This is a genomic window from Schleiferilactobacillus perolens DSM 12744 (assembly GCF_001435585.1).
GTDB lineage: Bacteria > Bacillota > Bacilli > Lactobacillales > Lactobacillaceae > Schleiferilactobacillus > Schleiferilactobacillus perolens.
Window position 1 is genome coordinate 213684 of record NZ_AZEC01000001.1, and the last position, 20883, is coordinate 234566.

Genomic DNA, 20883 nt, shown 5'->3' on the forward strand with positions numbered 1-20883 from the left:
TATATATTCCAACCGTATCATTAACCTCGTTCACCAGATCAATGAAAACGAGGGAATCATCTTGGCTATCATCGAACTCAAACACGTCCGCAAACAATACGACAAGGGCGAAACCATATTCAACGACTTGAACTTATCCATCCAAGAAGGTGACTTCACTGTCATCGTCGGCCCCTCTGGTTGCGGCAAGTCCACCTTGTTGCGTATCATGGCCGGCTTAGAACAGGTTAGCGGCGGCGAAATCTATATTGCAGACAAACTGGAAAACGATGTTCCCGCCAAGAAGAGGAATATCGCGATGGTGTTTCAAAATTATGCGTTGTATCCCCACATGACTGTAGCTAAAAATATCGGTTTTGGTCTGAAGATGCGGGGAGCAAAGAAGGCCGTCATTAAAGAAAAGGTGCAAAACGCTGCCGAAATGCTGGATTTAACAGCGTATCTCGACAAATATCCCGCTGACCTCTCCGGCGGCCAGATGCAGCGGGTGGCATTGGGTCGGGCAATCGTCCGGGATTCCAAAATCTATTTGATGGATGAACCCTTATCCAACCTGGACGCTAAGCTGCGGGCCACGATGCGGGTGGAACTCACGAAGCTGCACCGGCAAATGCAGGCGACGACGGTGTACGTCACCCACGACCAGACGGAAGCGATGACGATGGCCGACCGGATCATTGTTCTGTATGAAGGAGTGATCCAACAGACTGGGACTGCGGATGAAATCTATACCCATCCGGCCAATACTTTTGTGGCGTCCTTCATTGGGATTCCGCCGATGAATCTCCTCCAGGCTTCCCGTCAGGATGGCGAATTCTGCCTAGCAGGCCAACCGCTCAATATTAGTAAGGTACCCGCTGATCAAACCGACCTCATTATCGGTTTACGCCCCGAAGATATTTCCCCTACCTTCGACTCACCGATTGCAATGACTGTGGATGTTGTCGAAAATATGGGCGCCGATCAATACGTTCACGGCACGCTAGGCGCGCAACCGATTGTTTTTCGCGACAGCAGCCACACTCATTACCATCAAGGTCAATCCGTGGGCCTGCACTTCAATCGGCACATCAGCAACTTCTACGATCCACAAACGACGCAACGGTTGGAGGAAGCAACATGGCAATAAAACCGAACAAATGGACGTTGCTTCTCTTCCTGGCGATCCCGCTGATTCCGTTGGCCGTGTTCTGGATTTTTCCTTTGTTGGTATCGATCTGGCTCAGCTTCACCGACTGGGACTATATCAGCCCGACTTTTCATTATGTGGGCCTGAACAACTACACCCAATTACTCAGCAGCCACGACTTCCAGGCCGCCGTGGGCCACACATTGTATTACACAGTCTTCAGCGTGATCCCGATCATTGTCATCGGCTTCCTTCTGGCTGTCTTGCTGAACCGCTTGAAGTATACGTACAAATTCATTCAGTCACTGCTCTTTGCTCCGTGGGTGACACCCATGATCGGCATGGCGATCGTCTGGTCCTGGATTTTCAACAGCCAAATCGGCCCCCTTAACCAGGTGCTCCACGCGCTGCATTTGCCCGCACCCCAATGGCTCAGCAACCCCCAGGCCGCCATGTGGACGATCATCATTGTGACGATTTGGAAAAATGTCGGGTGGGCGGCCTTGTTTTACGGTGATGCCATCTCCAAGATTCCCCGCAGTTTGTTTGAAGCGGCGGATGTGGAGTCTTTATCCATCTGGCAAAAGATCACCCACGTACTGATTCCACTGGTCTCACCGACGACACTATTTTTATTCATCGTCGAAATCCTGGACTGCCTCCAGGCCTACGATCAAATCACGGTGTTGACCCAGGGCGGTCCCGCCGGAGCGACGCGCACATTGCTTTATTTGTATTACGAGTTAGGCTTCAAACAATTTCAAATGGGTAGTGCCACCGCATTGTCTATCGTTATTCTGGTGGTGGCGGCGATCCTGTCGTTCATTGCCATCCGCCTGTCGCGGCATCACGTGTATTACTGATGATGTTCACACAGGAAGGGAGGTGATGGCAGCACATTTTTCAGCACATATTTAAAGGAGGGACATATTTGAAACACATGGAACGTATCCAGCGGCTGGTCATCTTCACGATCTTGCTGCTGTGCGGTGTGCTGATGGTTTACCCGATGATTTGGATGCTGGTTAGTTCGGTGAAATCCACCAGCGATGTCTTCAGCGATTCGCTGCGTCTGATTCCCACTGCTTTCCACTGGGAGAACTTTGCCAACGCACTTGCGGCGGCACCATTTCTCACCTATCTATGGAACAGCACCTGGACGACCACGATCATTGTGGTACTGCAGTTGCTCTTTGCCAGCATGGTGGCTTACGCCTTGACCCAGTTCGAATTCTTTGGCCGCCGCGGTTTGTTCGCCATCATTCTGGGCACGTACATGCTGCCGTCGGCGACGACGTACATTCCCAGTTACGTGATTTTGGGCAAGCTGAATTTGCTCAACTCGCTCTGGGGTCTGGTCATTTCCAATCTGGCTAATGTCTTTTCAATTTTACTGCTCCGGCAGGCTTTTCTCAAAGTCCCTAAAGAAGTGATTGAAGCGGCCCGGTCGGACGGTGCCAGCGAGTGGTCGATTCTGTGGCGCATTGTGGTGCCGATGAATCGCAACACCTTGCTCAACGCCGCCTTGATCAGCTTCGTGGGCAGCTTTAACGACTATCTTTGGCCATCACTAATCCTCAATGACAAGCACAACATGGTAATTTCCGTGGGGCTGAACCAATTTTCCAATTCGTTAGGGTCGTTTGAAAAATCATTTCCTATCGTCATGGCCGGCACTGCGCTGGCCGTGATTCCATTGATCGTGGTCTATGTAATTTTACAACGGTATTTTGTCCACTCGGTGCAGACAGCGAGTGTGAAAGGATAATCTGAGGAGGTTATTTCAATGCAACATGGACATTGGCGGCGTTGGGCCGCTGGTTTAGTGGCAGTCAGCGCGGCCGCCATGGTATTACTCAGCGGCTGCGGCAAGCAAACCGCCGCCCAATCGACCAAGAAGGTGCAGATCGAATTTTGGTACGGCTTAGGGTCGGATGCGGGGAAAGAAATGGAGTCAATCATTAGCGACTTCAATAAATCCCAGAATCAAGTCACGGTCAAAGGGGTTCAGCAGCCAGATTACGATACCACTCGGCAAAAGGTCCAGGCGGGCTTAGCCGCTAAAAAGGCGCCCGCGGTGTTTTTAACGGACCCCGGCGTGGTGCAAAACTACGGCGGCAGTAAAGGTGTTTTGCGCGATTTGACGGCTGACGTGCAGGCCAAGAGCTTCAACGCGTCCGACTTGCTGCCGGTGTTCACCAAAGATAATAAGGTCGATGGCCATTATTACGGTGTTCCGGCATACGGCACCACCCAAATCATTTACTATAACAAGAAGGTATTAGAAAAAGCCGGCGTAAGCGCCAAGTCCGCATACGCCACCTGGGAAAATGTCGCTGAGGCGGCTGCGACCATTAAGCAAAAGGCCGGTACTCAGAACGGCCACATGATCATGTGGGGACCGGACAACTTAGAAGATATGGCCTTGAGCAACGGCGGTTCTTACTTGAGCAAGGATGGTAAGAAGGTCGCGATCGATAGCCAGGCCTGGATCAGCGCATGGGAATTTGCCCGCAAGCAGATTTGGGACACCAAGAATATGGCGATCATTTCCGGCGGTCAAGGCTGGGCTTACTGGTACAAGACTATTGATGCCGTGATGCACAGCCAGGCCGGCAGCTATACCGGTTCATCAGGCGACAAGGCCAACTTGGATTTCTCCTACATTGATGCTGCGGAACAACCCGGGATGAACGGTCACGAGGCTAAACCGGAAGCCGGTGCGCTGAGCATGGCGCTACCGAAGACGGACACCGATGCTCAAGCCCAAGCCGCTTTCAAGTGGATTTCTTACTTCTTGAGTAAAAAGGTGCAGGGTCAGTGGTCGATGAAAGTCGGTTACGTTCCGGTGCGCCAGTCCACCAACAATGATCCGGATTACAAGAAGTACGTCAGCACGCACCCGTACCAAAACGTAGCCTTTGAACAGGCGAAACACGCCTCCCCGGAGTTCATCGACCCCACTAAGGGCAAGATTACGGATATTTTGAAAAATGCGGCTGACCAGGTGGAACTGCAAAACAAACCAGCGGCGACTGTCTTGAAAGCCGCTGCCAAACAAGCCCAAGCGGCGCTAGATGCCGTGCAAAAGTAAGGAGGGTCGATGCGCATGTTACAAGCAACCAAGTATGATCTAAAGTGCCGTCAAGGTTACGGTGTCTTCGAGTTTGATGTCAGTGGGGCGGTTCGTCAAGTTGCGCTGACATTGGTCAGCCAACAAAGCGATTGGGTGGAAGTGTCATTCGTCCACAACGAGCAGACAGTGGGCCAAACTCTGCTGACCCATCGCCAAACCGAGCGGGTGGTATTGATCGGCCAAACGATCCCAACGACTTCTCCCACGGTGACACTCCAGGCTGATCTCACTGGTCATTGGCGCCTGGTGTATTTCGTCAGCGGCGAAAATGCCAATACCGAACATCTCACGATGACCATGAGCCAGACCAGTGAACTGGTGCGGCGGGACCCAGATAGTGATCGGGATGTGCTAGTCGATCCGGCTCAGCGATTGGACAAGCAGGGGTGGGTGAAAGGCGATTTTCACACCCACACGATTTATAGCGATGGCAAAATGACGCGCAGTCAAAATATTGAAAGTGCGAAAAAGCAGCACTTGGATTTCTTTGTGGCCACCGACCACAATGTGGTAACGGGTTCTTGGCCCAAGGGGAGCGCCATCAGTACTTTTGCCGGTAGTGAAGTGACCACGCCCTTTGGCCACGCCAATGTGTTGGGCCTCACTGACCGGCCTTACACCGCTGCCAGCTACGTGCAGTTAAACATGGCAGATGGGGCCGTCGCCTTTCTTACCCAGTTGGGGGAACACAATTTGTTATCCATCAACCACCCGTTTCTGGGTCCCTGGTCTTGGTCGCTTCCGTTGCCGTTGCGAGTGTTGGGCGCAATTGAGATACTGAATGATCCCACTTATGCAGATAATGTGCGCGCCACTGACAAGGCGTTGGCCTTCTGGAGCCAGCTCTGGAGTCACGGCTGGCGGATTGCCGGGATCGGCGGGTCTGACAGCCACATGCTGCCGACAGAAACATACGAGGGCAGCACCCGGCCGTCGCTGTTGGGTGATCCCGGAACTTTTGTCTATGTTCCGGCATTGACTCGGGAGAATGTGGTGGCCCAGGTCAAAAAAGGGGCGACCATGGTCTCCCGTATCGGCCGCCCAGTATTCACTTCCCCGGATCAGGCGGACTTGTTGCCTGGGCAACAATTAGCCGCCACGGTGCATCATTTTGCACTGGCTTTACCCACCGATTTGACCACCGACTACACGATTCAATGGTTGTTGGACGGGCAGATCGTAAAATCAGAGAAAGGGCCGGCCAGCACTTATGAATTGGATGTGGCTTCAGGCTATCACTGGTTGCGGGCAGATGTCCGGGATGAGGCCGATGTATTGGTGGCCACTTTGACGCCTGTGTATTGGGGCACGAAGACGCCGGACGTGACCACCTTCACCGAGGTGGCGGCGGGTGCGTAAGGGTGTTTTGTTCGACAAAGATGGGACGCTGTTTGACTTTCAATCACTGTGGGGCAAGGCCATTGCCGACTTTCTCCAAGCGCCGGAATTACAATTGGTGAAGCAGCCTGGCCAGTTCCAGCTTGATCTCGGGGTCAACGATGACGGCCGCGTGCGGTCGAATTCGCCGCTGGCGGATGGCACCAACGCGGATATTGCCCTAGTGCTAGTCCAGCATCGACTGTTTCATGGCAGTTTAGAATCAGCAGAACAGTTCGTGGCCAGCTTCTTTCTGCGGTTCCTGCAGCACCATTTGTCAGATTTAAAACCATTGGGGCCCTTAGCGGACTTGTTTGCTGGTTTGCAGCAAGACGGTTTTGCGGTGGGAGTCGCCACGAGTGATAGTCTGGATGCCGCGCGGTTGTCCTTAACCCATGCCCAGGCGTTGAGCCAGGTGGACTTCATCGCTACCCCCGACCAGTATCCCAGCAAGCCCGATCCGGCATTGTTATACGCCTTTTGTCGAGAACAAAACCTGCATCCCACTGATGTGTTGGTGGTGGGAGATTCACCGGTGGATATGGCGTTAGCGCAACATGCCCGGGCGGGAATCGGAGTGTTGTCCGGAGTGGGAACGAGGACGGAGTTGGCGACACCTTATGTTTATCCCACGGTGATGGATGTGCCGTATCTGACTGTGTTCCAAGAGAGTTCCTCCAAGTAATTGCACATGACGGGAATAGGCATCCGGCCGATGAGAGACGGGTGCCTATTTTTTTGCGGACGGGAGAAAGGCTTTGCATCTATTTATCAAATTCGTGCGAGTCCAGCGCATATTGCAGCATGATATCGACTAAATCAACAATTTTAATACCCTGCTCAAACGAAAGTTTCTTGAGCGTATTATAAGTCGATTCCCGAACTTGGACGGGATGTGTCTTTTCGGTTTTAGGCTGAAAAACGCTGCTTTCAAAGTCATCCGACTTTTCCAACCCAGTTAATATTTGCTGCAAGTAATCTTTAGCCATTGTTTTCACCCAATTCGTGTCAGTTCTTCATTTAAAACCCGCTGATACATGTCCAAAGCCCGCTGATCCCAAGCTGCTTTAGCACTAATACCTTCATCGGTAAATACCTTAATTCGTTCCTGGTTCCAGATGACATTGTGCAATACGGCTTGACCAAAACTAGCTCGGGCATCTGTTAAAAATCTTTGATTGTCTGGTTGAGTTAGGCTGCCACGCGAGAGGAGTGGGACGATGCCTGACACAGTAAATGACGCATCAGACGCTTCACGAAAATCAGCGAGGTGGTGCGCAGCTTCTGAAAAAAGAGAAAAGGAAGACTTTTGATTTTCTAAAAGCAAGAAGACAAAATTACTGGCGATTAATGCGTTCATGGATAATATATCCCACCGAGCGGGCACATCAAGCAGAATATATGAAAATTTCCGATGAATATTCGCGATTAAATTGGTCAATATTCGTCCGGCATCGTCATCGTTTGCCGCAGTGACAATTGGCGACCATAAATTTGTTCGCAAACTACCGGGAATAATAGCTAAGTTTTCTTGAACATCAAGAACTTGAGAATTGAGATCGCCATCTTTCAGTCCCTGGAAAACATTTTTAGAGGTGTCGTTAGCAATCGAAAATGTCTTTTGAATTGCATGGGTTGAAACAGCGCTTGGATCTAAATCAATCAGTAAAACACGCTCTTTCATCCGGGCGAGTAAATAGGTCTCAAGTGCCGCCATGGTTGATTTACCGGATCCGGCCTTTAGATCAAAGTGTAAAATGACTTTTTGTTCCACCAACGTATCTCCTTACAATGTCTTAGTCCTCGTTACGTCATCTATTCTATCATTATTACCCAGATCACAATGTTCTGGATATCTGGCGCAATACGCAAAAGGCGGTAACCATATGGGCTGCCGCCAAGCTTTTAACGCTAATCTGTATCTAACTTCTGGGTATCGCGGTCGAAAATTCTGAAGAATGGGTAATACCAGGCAATAGATAAGAAAATTTCAACGATATTCCAGACTGCTCCTTGCCAACCGGAGATTAGGAATCCGGCAATGATTGGTGGCGTGGTGAACGGAATATTTGTCCCATTAGCGATTGGCACCCAGCCAACCGCAGTCACTGCCCAACTCAGACTGGCAAAGACGATCGGTGATAACGCAAAGGGAATCATGAGGATCGGGTTCAATACAATCGGTAAACCAAAGATCAGTGGTTCATTAATATTGAAGATACTAGGAGCAAAGGCCAGTTTACCCAGTGTCCGCAACTGTTTGGAATGGGCGAAGTATGTACAAAGGATGGCCAAACCAATGGTAGTTCCGGTGCCGCCAAGCTTAATGTAGTTGGCATCGAACTGCAAGTTCATGATATGCGGCAAAGACTTGCCAGCTTGAAATGCGGCTTGGTTTTGAGCAGTAAGGGTTAGCCAAATTGGCTGCATCACAGAATTAATGATGCTCGGACCATGTAAGCCGAAGGTGAAGATCAAGGCCTCTAAGAACTCGACGACGATTGTTGCACCGTAGGAAGACCCAATTTTCAATAGTGGTGTTTGAATCAGTTTCAAGACAAAACCCTGAAAAGTACCAAACTGGGTCAGGGCGAACAACATGCGAATCGACACCGCAATGATCATGATGACCGCACCCGGCAGTAGGGCGGTAAATGAGTTGCTGACCATATCTGGCACACTGGATGGCATTTGGATTCGCCATCCCTTTTTGATGAAAATACTGAACAGCTTAACAGTTAACAATGTGGCGACAATACTCAGAAAGATACCGCTAGGGCCAATGGCAGCAACAGGGATTCCTTCCGCTTTGCTCTTATCAAGAATGACTGGATTCAGGATGAAGATGGCAACAAAAGAGAGAATGATCGACTGGATGTCATCCACATCCAAACTGCGGGCCATGCTTTTGGCCATGCCGACCACCACGTAGATTACCATGATGTTCATGGTCATATCATAAGGAACACTGAAAAATGTTGACCAACCACTACCAAAAAGACGAGTCATAAATTCGGTGTACCCAGGAATTGGCAAGTTGGCAAAAAGCAGGAAAATGGAACCGATGATCAAGATTGACGTGGCACCAAAGAAGCCATCACGGACCGCACTGAGATAGATATTCGAATTCAGTTTATCCGCAAACGGATTGAGATATTTTTGAAGCCAGTCAATAAATTTATTCAGCATAAGGCACCTCCAATTGCAAACGTTTCACTCAACAAAGCCCATTATATGCGCTTACAAAACCTTGTCAAGAAAAAATTATAAATAATTTTTAGGTTTACAAGCATATTGGTGAGGGATATAATGTAACCGCAATCAATAGGAGGCGGCAACAATGAAAACGATTATGCTGGTTTGTGCTGGTGGCATGTCCACATCACTGCTGGTATCTAAGATGGACGAGGCAGCCAAAAAAGAAAATGTGACCTACAAGATTTTTGCGACAGGAGCCAGTGCAGTTCCCGATGAACTAGCTGACAAACATCCCGACGTGATTCTTTTAGGTCCGCAAGTGCGGTATATTGAATCCAAGGTTCAGAAAATGACTGATGTCCCAGTGGCGGTCATTGATATGCGTGATTATGGCACGATGAATGGGAAAAATGTGTTAGCAACGGCTGTTAAATTGCTAGACGCATGATGGCAAGTCATCCAGACAGTCGAAAAAGCAGTTTAACCTGTGCAGAAGTTAAACTGCTTTTTTGTGCTGTCGCATATTCCGCCGGAAAGTGAATCATCGGCCCAGTCCTTTGCCACCTCTTGACACGAACAACTAATGTGTCATACTCCAATATGTAATGACATATTGGAGGAACGAAAATGAAAGAATATTCAATCGATGATTTTTGCCAACTAATTGACCATACTAACTTACATGCCGACGCCACAAAGGCTGATATGAAGAAGCTTTGCGATGAAGCCAAGGAATATCACTTTAAAATGGTGGCAGTGAATCAGGTTCAATCGCAGTTTTGTTCCAAACAATTGGCGGGAACGGATATTCATACCGGCGCAGCGATCGCCTTTCCCCTGGGTCAGGTCTCGATCGCTGGTAAAGAATTTGAGACGAAAGATGCAATCGAGAATGGCGCCAATGAGATTGATTACGTCTTGAACATCACTGAGCTTAAGGAAAATAATAATGACTACATTGAGGACGAAATGAGTCGAATCGTAACAATTTGCCACCAGGCTAATGTACTCTGCAAAGTGATTTTTGAGAATTGTTATTTGACTCATACGGAGATTGTTCGCGCTGCTGAAATCGCCAAACAAATCAAACCCGATTTCATTAAGACTTCAACTGGTTTTGGTACTGGTGGTGCAACAGTAGCGGATGTCCAATTAATGAAGCAAACCGTGGGGGATGCAGTCCACGTGAAGGCCGCTGGGGGCATTCGCAATTCGGATGATTTCCTGGCCATGATTGAAGCCGGTGCTGATCGGATTGGTACCAGCTCAGGTATTAAAATTGTTAATGCATTAAAGAAACGGATGGCAGTTGACGGGGTACAGACCATTCAATTGGCCCGGTAATTATGATGATTGGAGATGACTCACAATAGTCACGACAGCCAGAAGTCACACCGATTCCCACCAACATAAATATCAAAGAGTAGAAGCGGTTTTGCGCAGCAAAATTCAGAACGGGGAATTTCAAGAGGGACATTTAATTCCAAAAGAAGTGGAATTGGCAGCTCTTTTTCAAGTAAGTCGACCCACAGTTCGTCAGGCAGTGCAAGAATTGGTCAATCAGGGCTACCTGGAAAAGCGTAAACGTCGGGGCACAATCGTGACGTCGAGAAAAATCTCGCAAGAATTCACGCATGTGATTGAGAGTTATAACAAGGAAATGAATAGTAAGGGGTTGACCACCGCCACTCAAGTACTCAGTTTTAGGAGCGAACAGGCTAGTGCTGAAGTGCAAGCTGCTTTGGGATTAGATCACGGCGCTAAAGTGTACCGATTGGAGCGGTTGCGGTTCGCAAATGAGCAACCGGTAGTGTGGGTGACGTCGTTTGTCCCATTTCGCCCATTACCCAAGTTGGGTCAGGTTGATTTTACGCAGCAGTCACTATATACCGAGTTGGCTAAGGCCCAACACAAAATTGTCCGGGTCCGGCGTAAGCTGGAGGTGATGGCAGCTGATGAATCCACAAGTGTGATGCTGCATATTGCTGTCAATGCGCCGATCTTTTATTTTCACACATGGGGCGCGACAGTGAGCGGAGAAATTTTCGAATATTCCGTCGCTAAATATCGTGGAGACATCAATTCCTTTCAATTTGAAATCAATCAGCGAAGTTAATCACCGGAGTGATATGAGCCAAAAGTCCATCAAAGGGTACAGGTGGACTTTTTTTGTGGGTTCATCCAGGCCAAGGCCAGATGTATACTCGCGACTAGTGTTATCAATTCAGCGATATATATTAATATATCGCTGAATTGTCGAGAGGGGTAAACGCTGGCAGTCACAGGGTAGCCGCGACATGTGAGAGAATAAAATGGGGACGCTTTCTTATTATTGGTATAGACCAATAATAAGCCCGCAATAAATATCAATATTGACTTGCAAAGGATTTGGATGTGTCTATAATTAATTGATGTAAGCAGTTCGATTTCACAATTAGGCTTTTGATATTTTGGATACTTGTGCGGTATTGTTCATTTAGGATAAATATTGTTCGTCCTAACATTCAGATTTTCACTTGTAGTCTTCTATAATTGAAGGTAGTTTTAGTGTTCTTTTATTTAGTATTAGACTGCTAGCGAGTTACTGAGTGATGGTGCCGCTTTTATTTTTAGCTTCAAAAGTAAGGGCTTTATTGTCGATCGAATCATGCCTTGCATTTTTACCAATGTGGTGGAACGGAGGTTTGAGATGAAATACTTGCTTCTTGTGAGTCATGGCGGCTTTTCTGAGGGGTTGAAAAGCACGCTGGCCATGTTTGCTGGCGGTGCAATGGATTCTGTGTTGGTCGTTGGCTTGAAGCCGGGCGAATCTGTTGAAACGCTTGGCAAGCGATTTGATCAGACTGTGGCGGCTTTGCCTGCAGATAGTCAGTTCGTTGTGTTAGCAGATATGATCGGTGGCAGCCCACTGACCACAGTATGCAATGTGCTGAACGAGCACGACATGTTGGATCACAGCATCGTTTTAGGGGGAATGAATTTCCCGATGGCACTGACCGCGCTTCTATCAAAAGATACGATCGATGATGCCAGTGAATTGAAGGAAAAGATTCTTTCTGAGGCACGTGCGGCAATTAAAGAGTTTACTGTCAAGTCAGATGATTCTGACGATGACGATATTTAAGGGAGTGGATAACGATGTCAGTAACTTTTGTACGTATTGATGACCGTATGATTCATGGCTTGATTACCACCCGTTGGGGTAAGGAAATGCCGGTTGATGGTATTATTGCCGTTAATGATAAGGCAGCTGATAACCCGATTCTTAAAGAAGCCTATCAGGCGGCAGCACAGGACAAAAAGACGTTTGTATGGACGATGGATCACTTCAATAAAGTGAAGGATCGTGTTTTAAGTTCCAAGACACGGTACTTTTTGATTACCAAGAGCCCACTAGATATGAAGACAATCTTAGTGGACTGGGGCTTTAAACCTAGTGATGTGAAGACAGTTAATGTGGGTCCAGGGAATGATCGGCCCGGTGCAATCAAGTTGGGGGATAATCAATCCTTTACCCAGGCAGAGGGCGACGCTTTTGAAGCTATTTCCAAGGCGGGCTACAAAGTTGATTTTGCACTGCTGCCGGATCAGCACATTGGCGATTGGGATCGTTTTAAGTCAAAGTTTGGTTATTAGTTAATTGGATTTATACATCATCTTAATAGAAGAAAGAGATCTTAGTTATGACAATAAGTTGGCTACAGGCCGCTGCTTTGGGCTTGTTTGCATGTCTTTGTTCTAACTCATGTATGGCAGGTCAAGCAGTCGGCAACTACACTATTGGGCGACCGTTAGTTGGTGGTCTTGTCTGCGGTATTATCCTTGGTAACATTCCACTTGGTATTGCGTGTGGTGTCGCGATGCAGTTGGTTTACATCGCGTTGGTGACACCAGGCGGCACAGTGTCAGCTGATGTTCGTGCAATTTCTTATATTGGTATTCCGCTGGCAATGGTTGCTATTTCTGCTCGTGGGTTGAATCCGTTGGGGAGTTCTGCAGCAGATTTGGCCAAATCAGTGGGGACCTTAGTTGGTACTGTCGGGACTGTATTGTATTACGCCGTCGCGACAATGAATCTGGTTTGGCAGTCATTTGGTTGGAAGGATGTCCAAAAAGGCAAATTGGATCGGCTCTATGCGGTTAATTTTGGCTGGCCTTGGATTTCCCATGCGCTATTCTCATTCTTACCAACAATGTTTTTGACGTATTATGGGGCAACTGCCGTGACCGTTTTACGTAATGCCTTACCGATGGATGGTATTGCGATGAAGACGCTGTTCACAGTTGGCGGCATGTTGCCATGTGTTGGGATTGCTATTTTGCTTCGGCAGATTGTTAACCGGCCCACTGATTTTATCCCATTCTTAGTTGGTTTCACACTCGCCGCTTCTTTGCATTTGAACCTGGTGTCAGTGACGATTATTTCACTGTTGTTTGCCGTTATCATGTATGAGATTGAAATGAATACTGGTTCTACTGGTACAGGTAGTGGCTCATCTCAGGCACAGACTGCGAGCAATAGTGGCAGTGATGATGATGACGAGGAGGATATCTAATCATGGAAGAGACGCAAAATACCAAGAAACTTGACCACAAAACGTTAAGTCATTCATTTCACCTGTGGTTTTGGGGTGCGTTGACCTGCTTTTCACAGGAACATATGCAGACATTCGGATATATGTCTTCTATGCTGCCAATACTTAAGAAGTTGTATCCCAACCACGATGACCAAGTGGATGCGATTCACGCCTATACTGCCTTCTTCAATACCAACCCAATGCTGGGTACTGTAATCATTGGGATCACAGCCAGTATGGAAGAAGCCCGAGCCAACGGGAAAGACATTGATGGTGGTACGATTAACGATATGCGGGCCGGTTTAATGGGCCCTATCGCCGGCATTGGTGACTCGTTGATTGATGGGACGTTAATTCCCATCCTGTTGGGGATTTCGCTAGGGATGTCTTCCGGCGGTTCGCCAGTAGGCGCCATTTTCTACATTATTGTGTGGGTATTGATTGCTTACTTTGGTCAACGACTCCTTTATTTCCGGGGATATTCACTCGGTGATAAGGCCGTTGGATTCTTGGTTGGTAAACAAGGTTCTGCTGTTCGTCACGCCATCAGTATTATTGGTAGTATGGTCGTTGGTGGTGTCTTAGCATCATGGGTGAATGTCACCACTTCTCTGCGCTTGCGTGGTGCCAATGGCAAAGTCTTCTTGAACCTACAAAGTAAATTGGACAGTATTTTCCCAGGATTGCTCACTGTGGCAGTCACGTTCTTCTGCTGGTGGTTGATGGCTAAGCGGCACGTATCAGCCATTTGGACAATGCTGATCTTAGTGGCAATTTCCTTAGTCGGGGTTTTACTCGGCTTCTTCAACCCTGGTTTGTCTTATTAAAACGAAAGCGCCAGACAGCATAGAAAGGACTAATTCAGATGACAATTGACGAAATGCGTAAGGGCTATGAAAATGAAGTGGCTTACCAAAAACACATGCTTCGAAACCTGGGTTATTGGTTTCAACTATGTACGGCGGTAAGTGGGATTGGTATCGTGTTGATCTATTTCTTCCATGCGAAGAATTTGTGGCTGAACATTTTGGGTATTGTCTTGTTTGTGATTGGTGCTCTCGGCATGTTGCTATTTGGTTATACAGGCTGGAAAGGGCAGCAGAATATTAAAGCAGTAGTGAATGACTATCAAAAGAAAATTGACTATCTGCATCAAGGTGCCCGTAAGCTGCATAAGGCTAAGGCCCGTGGTTAAGGCTAACCAGCGCTGAACAAATTAAGACTAATTCTGTGGCAATGTTATATTGCTTTGAAATTAGTCTTTTTTTGTGGTGATATTGCTCACTAGAAAGTGTTGAGACATATGACAGGACGTGATCGCCAGGTGTTGCTCAGTGGGTTATGCTGGATATTCAATTAGCAGCTGTGTCTTTTGCGCATAGATCATCGCGGTCAGGACAAGCACCAACGTCCCTGCACCGGCAATCAGCAAAATCAGCCAAGCAGCCAGTCGGTCAAAGAGGGCGCCGAAGACTAGTGTACCCAGCGGCATCAGCAAGCTAGAGACTGTGCCGGATAACATGAAGACTCGGCCTTGCATGGCCGGTGGTACCAGTTTCTGCATCATCGTCTGGATCGGCGTATTGACCATGACCAAGACGATCCCAATCGTGGCGTTGAATAGGCCATAGAAGAGAACATTGCCGGTCATTGACCACCCCAGCTGGACGGGGATTCCCAGGAACATGAGGATGATCGCCAGGGTCATGATCCCCCATAAGGAAACCAGGAATGGGTGGTGTTTCAGCGTCATCATACTCAAACTGATACCGCCTAGGATCATTCCCACGGCAAAGCCAGAATCGGTCAGGCCATAAAGTGTGTTGGGCATCTTCAACAGCGTGACTTGGATGTAAGGCAGGCCGACATTGACCGCCGCAAATAGGAAGTTGATACCGGCGCCGAACAGGCAGGAGAGCAGGATTAGGCGGTTGCCCTTCAAGTAATGCAGGCCATCGCCGAAGTTAGTGAATAACGATTGCTTCGCAGCAGGATCGAGGCTGGTAGAGGCCGCTTTTGCCGGCTGAGATGCGGGTACGACGGCAAAGGTGAGCCGCAGAATGCAAGCCAGTGTTAACAGCTCAAAGATGATTTCCACCAGTGCAAAGGTGGCGATCGACAAGAACGAATAAATGACCGCACCAATGATTGGGCTGACGAGTTGCGCCAGAGAAGTGACGGACTGGTTCAACGAATTGACCCGTTGCAGCGTCTGACTGGGAAACAGGGTGACTAGGCTAGCGGATAGTGCCGTACTCAGGAAACGGTCAGTGATCGTTAGAATAATCAGCAGGCCGATCAGTTCCTGATAATAATACTGGGGCCATTGCATAAACGTCAGCGCAAACGCCAGCAATCCGATGCTAGTCCCAATTTGTGCGGCAATCATGATGCCCCGGTGTGACCGAGTGTCCACAATGTAGCCGACAACCGGCGTCAAAAATAATGCGACTAATGGGCCGACCATCAGTGTGATGCCCATCCCCAGGGCAGAACCAGTGCGGTGCAAGATATACAGCCCAATGGCAAACGACAACATCCCGCTGCCAAACGTCCCAAAGAAGTTGACACTGAGCAGCGTGATCATTTGTTTGAATGACGGATCATTTTTCATTTTCATCATAATTACTCTCCCTGACACAGTAGTTGACTATACAATATACTGTGTGCTGAGCATCGGTATCGGTCTTAAGACTGAAATTAGGAATATTTAATCTCAATTGTACCTGATTGATGGGACTAAGGACATCTGATGAGCGGGGCGAATGAGCAAAGTCGGAGAAGAGTAATCGAATAATGAGGACGGCCCCCACGATTCCGTTCAATTTCTACGCAAGTCTCGTATGGACCTAAAAGCCCTTAGGCAACGCATACATGAACAATGTTTTTCAGGTGGTGTTAGAATTGCCCTGTAACTAACGTGGTTTAATGGGGGAGTTGGGTTTAATGATTAAGGAAAAGGAATTGCGGCCAGGGAATCGCTGGCTAATTGGGGTGGCAGTACTCTTTGCCGCACTAGCGGTGTTGTTTTCTGCTATTCCAGTGCAGGCCGCAGACGATCCGAGTGCGGGTACGGTCGCCGGTCCGGTGATTGTTCACTACTTAGAGGAGGATGTCTCGCCGATCACCTGGGAGGCCTCTGGCGCCCCCCTGACTAGTGAAGCAAAGTATCCCAATGGCCAGCTTGTTGGTCAGCCTTATACGGTACAAGTGAATCTAGTACCGAAGTATCGACTTGATCGCATCGATACAGCCCGAAGTGTCCCGCTCAAGGGCACGCTGACGGCAGCGGGCGGGAACATCTATGCTTACTTTCACAGAGTAGGGTATGTGTACACCCATTATGTGGACAAAACGGGTGCCGATTTAGCGACTGAAGAATTGCATTGGGGCATCGCGGATACGGCATATAATTTTGCTCCGGCAGACATTCCGGGTTACCAGTATCAAGGATTACGCTCAGACAGTCCGTCAAATATGGGAACTTATCAGTTTGTCCTGATCCCCACTCATATTTATTTTGTCTATGCCAAAGTGACCACTGGGACGGTCACTGCCCATTACGTGGATGAAAATGGAAAGGCCATTCATGATCCTATCGCCACAACGGGGACTATCGGTGATCCATATACCACTGCTCAGTTATCGATTGACGGGTACAATTTTCAAAAAATGAGTGCCGATAGTGCTGCGACTAGCGGTCAATACACGGCGGATCCGCAAAACGTGACCTATGTCTATGCGCCAAAACCGCCGGTGACCCAGGGAACAGTGGTGACCAGTTATGTGGATGAAAAGGGTCAAACTATTCATCCAGACAACACGACGACCGGTCAAACTGGGACTGCTTATACCACTGCACCGGTCGATATTGCTGGATATACCGTGGCCGGACTGGCGCCGAACAGTGCTGCCCCTGCGGGTCAATACACCGCCGGGCCGCTCCATGTGACTTATATGTATACAACCAATGCGCCAGTGATCCAAACTGGTCAGGTCGTCACTAAATATGTGAACGCCAACGGCCAACCACTTCATGCGGACACCACCAGCAGCGGCCCAGTCGGTACGGGTTATACCACCCAGCCGCTGGCGATTGCTGGCTATTCGAATCCGCAAATCGCTGCTGGCAGTGCTCAACCGACCGGCCTGTATACCGTAGGGGCACCATTAACCGTCACATACGTCTATACCAAGACGGTGATCCCGCCAGTCGTGCAATACGGTACAGTCACCACCCAATATGTGGATAGCCAGGGCAATTCGATCCATGCTGCGGCCACTGCCAAGGGAGTCGTTGGGACGGCGTACAATACCGACCAATTGACCATTCCAGGCTACACATTTAAACAAATTGCTGCCGGTAGTGCAGCGACTAATGGGGTGTTCACGAATGACTCGCAAACCGTGACCTATGTGTACGAAAAGACAGTCACCCCGCCAGTCGTGCAATACGGCACAGTCACGACCAAATATGTGGATGCTCAGGGTAATTCGATCCATGCTGTAGCCACTGCTCAGGGAGTCGTTGGGACGGCGTACAATACTGACCAATTGACTATTCCAGGGTACACGTTTAAACAAATTGCCGCGGGTAGTGCAGCGGCCAATGGTGTGTTCACAAATGGTTCGCAAACAGTGACCTATGTGTACGAAAAGACAGTCACGCCACCGGTGGTTCAAACCGGTCAAGTGACCGCTCAGTACGTAGATGACCAGGGCAATGTGCTGCACCACGAAATTGTCACGACCGGAGCCGTGGACAGCCCGTATGCCACCGAGCAATTAACCTTTGCTGGGTATACTTTTAAGCAAATCGCTGACCACAGCGCGCCGGCAGATGGCCATTACACCCAGAATGCGCAAACCGTGACCTATGTGTACACCAAGACCAATCAAAGCGGTCAAACGCCAGGAACAGCCGGCCAGTCCGGTGATCACAGCGGCTCTGGGCAAACTGCGGGTGGTCAGGCCGCGGCACCAACTCAGCCAATCCAACCAGGGGCCGTGGCGACACCCACTAATACAAAGACAATGACGCGACAATCTGCGGCTCGATTACCGCAAACAGGTGAAGCGACTGGTTGGGCAGCGGTACTGCTCACATTATTGGGTACTCTGTTGCTCGGCGGAGCCGTCGTATCCTATCGCAAACTACAAGATTAAGTCATATTTGGAGAGAAGACACCCGTGACGGCGCAAATCAGCGTTGTCACGGGTATTTTTGATGCAGTGACAGCTTTTAGTGAAGTAAATGTCAGGGCTGTCCATGAACTGAGAGGTCTTAATGATTAATACCCGCAGTACGCGTTCGACCGATGGGGGTTTACCGATTGTTGCAATAGTGTTACAACCGAATGGAGGGGATGTATTTGTAATGAGAAATCCAAGGGGATTGAACGCAAGGCACCGGTGGTTCATTGCGGCCGGGGTGCTTTTTGGTATCCTGGCAATCCTGTTTTCAGCGTTACCTGTTCAAGCATCGGCAACTGGTGAAACTAGTGACGGCGCGCACGCCGTGGCTGTTGAGGCAACGGGTACTGTCGTGGCAGATTTTGACGATGAAAATGGGCAGCCAATTGCGGGACATCCAGAGGCATGGATAATGAGAGATGTGGGTTCAAAGTATACCTGGAATCCACCCGTTATTCCCGGTTATACATACAAGGGTTTGGCACCGGGCAGTGCACCAGTGACTGGGGTGATTACCAATGATGTACAGTTTATTAAGTTCGTGTACATAAAAGGTGCCGTCACCCAGGGCACGGTCACGACCAATTTCGTGGATGACCACGGCAAGACGCTCCAGCCCCCCGTGACCACCACCGCAAATACCGGCACCCCGTACACCACGACGCCAGCGGTCATTGCGGGATACACGTTCAAAGGATTAGCGCCGCACAGTGCCCCGGCGGCTGGCCAATACACTGATGGCACGCTGCAAGTGACGTACATCTATACCAAGAATGCGCCAGTTGTGACAAATGGCCAGGTCGTCACCAAATATGTGGATCAAAATGGCAAGCCGCTCCACGCTGTCACGGACATCAGCGGTAAGGTTGGAACAGACTACACAACGACTCCGCTGACGATTGCTGGGTATGACAAGCCCCAACTGGCTGCTGGCAGTGCCCCGACGACGGGGAAATTTTCGACCCAAACCCAGACGGTGACATTTGTTTATCGAAAGACGGTCACACCTGTGCAATATGGAACAGTCAACGCTCAGTACGTGGATACCCAGGGTCAGGCCATTCATTCGGCCATCACGACGAAAGGAATTGCCGGCACTAAGTACGCGACTAGCCAGCTGACAATTCCCGGGTACACGTTCAAACAGATGGCCAAGGGCAGTGCGGCGACCAGCGGTGTCTATGGTACCGGTGCCACGACCGTGACCTATGTGTACGAAAAAAACACCACACCGCCGCCAGTCGTGCAATACGGTACGGTCAACGCTCAATATGTCGATTCGCAAGACCGTGCCATTCATGATCCAATCTTGACAGAGGGTGTTGTCGGAACGGCCTATACCACTCACCAATTGACAATTCCCGGCTATACGTTCAAACAAGTGGCCGCTGATAGTGCGGCTACCAGCGGCATGTACATGGATGGTGCTTTGACCGTCACCTATGTGTATGAAAAAACGGTCACCCCGCCCGTCGTTCAAAACGGTACGGTGCACATCCAATATGTGGATGCGCAGGGCCACGCGATTCATCCGTCAGAGATGACCCAAGGTATGGTGGGCACAGTTTACAACACCGACCCGCTGACCATTGCCGGTTACACCTTCAAGCAGATGGCTGCGGCGAGTGCCACCGCGAATGGTATTTATCTGGGCACCCCACAAACTGTGACGTATGTCTATGCCAAGACTATCATGCCGTCTAAGTCTGGCGAAGTGATTGTTCAGTATGAAGACGATCAGGGCCACATGCTCCGTCAAGATATTGATACGATTGGAAAAGTAAATAGTCCTTATGCCACTAAACGGTTGGGTATCCAGGGTTATACTTTTGAAGAAATGGCCCCGGACAGCGCACCAGTTGATGGCAAATACCAACCTGGCGAGCAGATCGTGACGTATGTTTATCGTGAAAACGATCAGGGCGGCAAGACATCTGATACGGCTGGTCAAAATAATAATGATGCTGCTGGTCAAGGCGACCAAAATACGAACAGCCGGCCCAGTCAACCGAGTATGATTCAATATATGGATTCGACGAGCACGATGGGTTCTGTTGGTCTCGCTAATACACCGGAGACGGCGGCCCAGGGTGGTCAAGCCGCCGTGCAATTGCCTCAAACCGGTAAAACTGCCGCACAGTTACCCCAAACTGGCGAAACAGCTGGCTGGACATCTGTATTATTGACGGTCCTTGGTGCCATGTTGAGTGGCAGCGTGGTTGTGACTCAGCGTAAGCGTCACGATTAACACGCAGACAACGAAACACCCGTCG

The 20883-nt window shown here is 49.2% G+C and carries 20 protein-coding genes; 16 read left to right on the forward strand and 4 right to left on the reverse strand.

Translation table 11 applies throughout. The annotated features are described in order from the left end of the window. Positions 1–61 precede the first annotated feature (61 nt). From FD09_RS00885 to FD09_RS00910, 6 genes are all read left to right on the forward strand, one after another. Entirely contained in the window at positions 62–1129 is a 1068-nt protein-coding gene (locus FD09_RS00885; protein WP_057817323.1) for an ABC transporter ATP-binding protein, read from the forward strand. Further along, positions 1120–1992 (forward strand): carbohydrate ABC transporter permease, encoded by an 873-nt coding sequence (locus FD09_RS00890; protein ID WP_057817325.1) that lies wholly within the window; start codon positions 1120–1122, stop codon positions 1990–1992. The genes FD09_RS00885 and FD09_RS00890 overlap by 10 nt, the downstream gene beginning before the upstream one ends. 77 nt (positions 1993–2069) lie before the next feature. Next, positions 2070–2897: a carbohydrate ABC transporter permease gene (locus FD09_RS00895; protein WP_057817846.1), complete on the forward strand. Its 828-nt coding sequence runs from the start codon at positions 2070–2072 to the stop codon at positions 2895–2897. A gap of 18 nt (positions 2898–2915) precedes the next feature. Continuing rightward, positions 2916–4223, forward strand: coding sequence for an extracellular solute-binding protein (locus FD09_RS00900; RefSeq protein WP_057817327.1), 1308 nt, complete (start codon positions 2916–2918; stop codon positions 4221–4223). A 15-nt stretch (positions 4224–4238) separates the two neighbouring features. After that, positions 4239–5624, forward strand: coding sequence for a CehA/McbA family metallohydrolase (locus FD09_RS00905; RefSeq protein WP_057817329.1), 1386 nt, complete (start codon positions 4239–4241; stop codon positions 5622–5624). Then, a complete protein-coding gene (locus FD09_RS00910) occupies positions 5617–6327 on the forward strand; it encodes an HAD family hydrolase (RefSeq protein WP_057817331.1) in 711 nt (236 codons plus the stop codon). The genes FD09_RS00905 and FD09_RS00910 overlap by 8 nt, the downstream gene beginning before the upstream one ends. Positions 6328–6406: 79 nt before the next feature. Here FD09_RS00910 and FD09_RS00915 read toward each other — a convergent pair whose 3' ends face one another. The 3 genes from FD09_RS00915 to FD09_RS00925 all read right to left on the reverse strand — a co-directional run bounded on the left by FD09_RS00915 (position 6407) and on the right by FD09_RS00925 (position 8831). Then, entirely contained in the window at positions 6407–6631 is a 225-nt protein-coding gene (locus FD09_RS00915; RefSeq protein WP_157053635.1) for a hypothetical protein, read from the reverse strand. Between the two features lie 5 nt (positions 6632–6636). Continuing rightward, a complete protein-coding gene (locus FD09_RS00920) occupies positions 6637–7416 on the reverse strand; it encodes a ParA family protein (RefSeq protein ID WP_057817336.1) in 780 nt (259 codons plus the stop codon). Positions 7417–7553: 137 nt separating this feature from the next. Further along, the gene (locus FD09_RS00925) at positions 7554–8831 is read right to left on the reverse strand and encodes a PTS sugar transporter subunit IIC (protein WP_157053636.1); all 1278 of its coding nucleotides are present in this window, start codon (positions 8829–8831) and stop codon (positions 7554–7556) included. A gap of 151 nt (positions 8832–8982) precedes the next feature. Between FD09_RS00925 and FD09_RS00930 the strand changes: the two genes are divergently transcribed. The 8 genes from FD09_RS00930 (at position 8983) to FD09_RS00965 (ending at position 14612) form a co-directional block, all read left to right on the forward strand. Next, positions 8983–9288: a PTS sugar transporter subunit IIB gene (locus tag FD09_RS00930; RefSeq protein ID WP_057817338.1), complete on the forward strand. Its 306-nt coding sequence runs from the start codon at positions 8983–8985 to the stop codon at positions 9286–9288. A 179-nt stretch (positions 9289–9467) separates the two neighbouring features. Beyond that, positions 9468–10184: a deoxyribose-phosphate aldolase gene (gene deoC / locus FD09_RS00935; protein WP_057817340.1), complete on the forward strand. Its 717-nt coding sequence runs from the start codon at positions 9468–9470 to the stop codon at positions 10182–10184. Positions 10185–10209: 25 nt separating this feature from the next. Continuing rightward, the gene (locus FD09_RS00940; protein ID WP_057817343.1) at positions 10210–10956 is read left to right on the forward strand and encodes a GntR family transcriptional regulator; all 747 of its coding nucleotides are present in this window, start codon (positions 10210–10212) and stop codon (positions 10954–10956) included. Positions 10957–11529: 573 nt separating this feature from the next. Further along, positions 11530–11964, forward strand: coding sequence for a PTS sugar transporter subunit IIA (locus FD09_RS00945; protein WP_057817345.1), 435 nt, complete (start codon positions 11530–11532; stop codon positions 11962–11964). Positions 11965–11978: 14 nt separating this feature from the next. Beyond that, entirely contained in the window at positions 11979–12476 is a 498-nt protein-coding gene (locus tag FD09_RS00950) for a PTS sugar transporter subunit IIB (protein ID WP_057817347.1), read from the forward strand. 47 nt (positions 12477–12523) lie between these two features. Further along, positions 12524–13396 (forward strand): PTS mannose/fructose/sorbose/N-acetylgalactosamine transporter subunit IIC, encoded by an 873-nt coding sequence (locus FD09_RS00955; protein WP_057817349.1) that lies wholly within the window; start codon positions 12524–12526, stop codon positions 13394–13396. Between the two features lie 2 nt (positions 13397–13398). Further along, positions 13399–14244: a PTS system mannose/fructose/sorbose family transporter subunit IID gene (locus FD09_RS00960; RefSeq protein WP_057817350.1), complete on the forward strand. Its 846-nt coding sequence runs from the start codon at positions 13399–13401 to the stop codon at positions 14242–14244. 38 nt (positions 14245–14282) lie between these two features. After that, on the forward strand, positions 14283–14612 hold the full coding sequence (locus FD09_RS00965; RefSeq protein WP_057817351.1) for a hypothetical protein: 330 nt from the start codon (positions 14283–14285) through the stop codon (positions 14610–14612). 144 nt (positions 14613–14756) lie between these two features. Here FD09_RS00965 and FD09_RS00970 read toward each other — a convergent pair whose 3' ends face one another. After that, positions 14757–16040: an MFS transporter gene (locus FD09_RS00970; RefSeq protein WP_057817352.1), complete on the reverse strand. Its 1284-nt coding sequence runs from the start codon at positions 16038–16040 to the stop codon at positions 14757–14759. Positions 16041–16363: 323 nt separating this feature from the next. On the opposite strand from FD09_RS00970, the gene FD09_RS00975 reads away from it, so the two are divergent. Then, complete coding sequence (locus FD09_RS00975) at positions 16364–18583, forward strand: MucBP domain-containing protein (RefSeq protein WP_057817353.1); 2220 nt, start codon at positions 16364–16366, stop codon at positions 18581–18583. Between the two features lie 211 nt (positions 18584–18794). After that, positions 18795–20858 carry a MucBP domain-containing protein gene (locus FD09_RS00980; protein ID WP_162261457.1) on the forward strand — a complete coding sequence of 688 codons (2064 nt, stop codon included), beginning with the start codon at positions 18795–18797 and terminating at the stop codon, positions 20856–20858. Positions 20859–20883 lie beyond the last annotated feature (25 nt).

Coding starts and splice junctions, on each gene's coding strand:
- FD09_RS00890 (WP_057817325.1), top strand. CDS start 1,120: ATGGCAATAAAACCGAACAAATGGACGTTGCTTCTCTTCCTGGCGATC.
- FD09_RS00895 (WP_057817846.1), top strand. CDS start 2,070: ATGGAACGTATCCAGCGGCTGGTCATCTTCACGATCTTGCTGCTGTGC.
- FD09_RS00900 (WP_057817327.1), top strand. CDS start 2,916: ATGCAACATGGACATTGGCGGCGTTGGGCCGCTGGTTTAGTGGCAGTC.
- FD09_RS00905 (WP_057817329.1), top strand. CDS start 4,239: ATGTTACAAGCAACCAAGTATGATCTAAAGTGCCGTCAAGGTTACGGT.
- FD09_RS00915 (WP_157053635.1), bottom strand. CDS start 6,631: ATGGCTAAAGATTACTTGCAGCAAATATTAACTGGGTTGGAAAAGTCG.
- FD09_RS00925 (WP_157053636.1), bottom strand. CDS start 8,831: ATGCTGAATAAATTTATTGACTGGCTTCAAAAATATCTCAATCCGTTT.
- FD09_RS00930 (WP_057817338.1), top strand. CDS start 8,983: ATGAAAACGATTATGCTGGTTTGTGCTGGTGGCATGTCCACATCACTG.
- deoC (WP_057817340.1), top strand. CDS start 9,468: ATGAAAGAATATTCAATCGATGATTTTTGCCAACTAATTGACCATACT.
- FD09_RS00945 (WP_057817345.1), top strand. CDS start 11,530: ATGAAATACTTGCTTCTTGTGAGTCATGGCGGCTTTTCTGAGGGGTTG.
- FD09_RS00950 (WP_057817347.1), top strand. CDS start 11,979: ATGTCAGTAACTTTTGTACGTATTGATGACCGTATGATTCATGGCTTG.
- FD09_RS00955 (WP_057817349.1), top strand. CDS start 12,524: ATGACAATAAGTTGGCTACAGGCCGCTGCTTTGGGCTTGTTTGCATGT.
- FD09_RS00960 (WP_057817350.1), top strand. CDS start 13,399: ATGGAAGAGACGCAAAATACCAAGAAACTTGACCACAAAACGTTAAGT.
- FD09_RS00965 (WP_057817351.1), top strand. CDS start 14,283: ATGACAATTGACGAAATGCGTAAGGGCTATGAAAATGAAGTGGCTTAC.
- FD09_RS00970 (WP_057817352.1), bottom strand. CDS start 16,040: ATGATGAAAATGAAAAATGATCCGTCATTCAAACAAATGATCACGCTG.
- FD09_RS00975 (WP_057817353.1), top strand. CDS start 16,364: ATGATTAAGGAAAAGGAATTGCGGCCAGGGAATCGCTGGCTAATTGGG.
- FD09_RS00980 (WP_162261457.1), top strand. CDS start 18,795: ATGAGAAATCCAAGGGGATTGAACGCAAGGCACCGGTGGTTCATTGCG.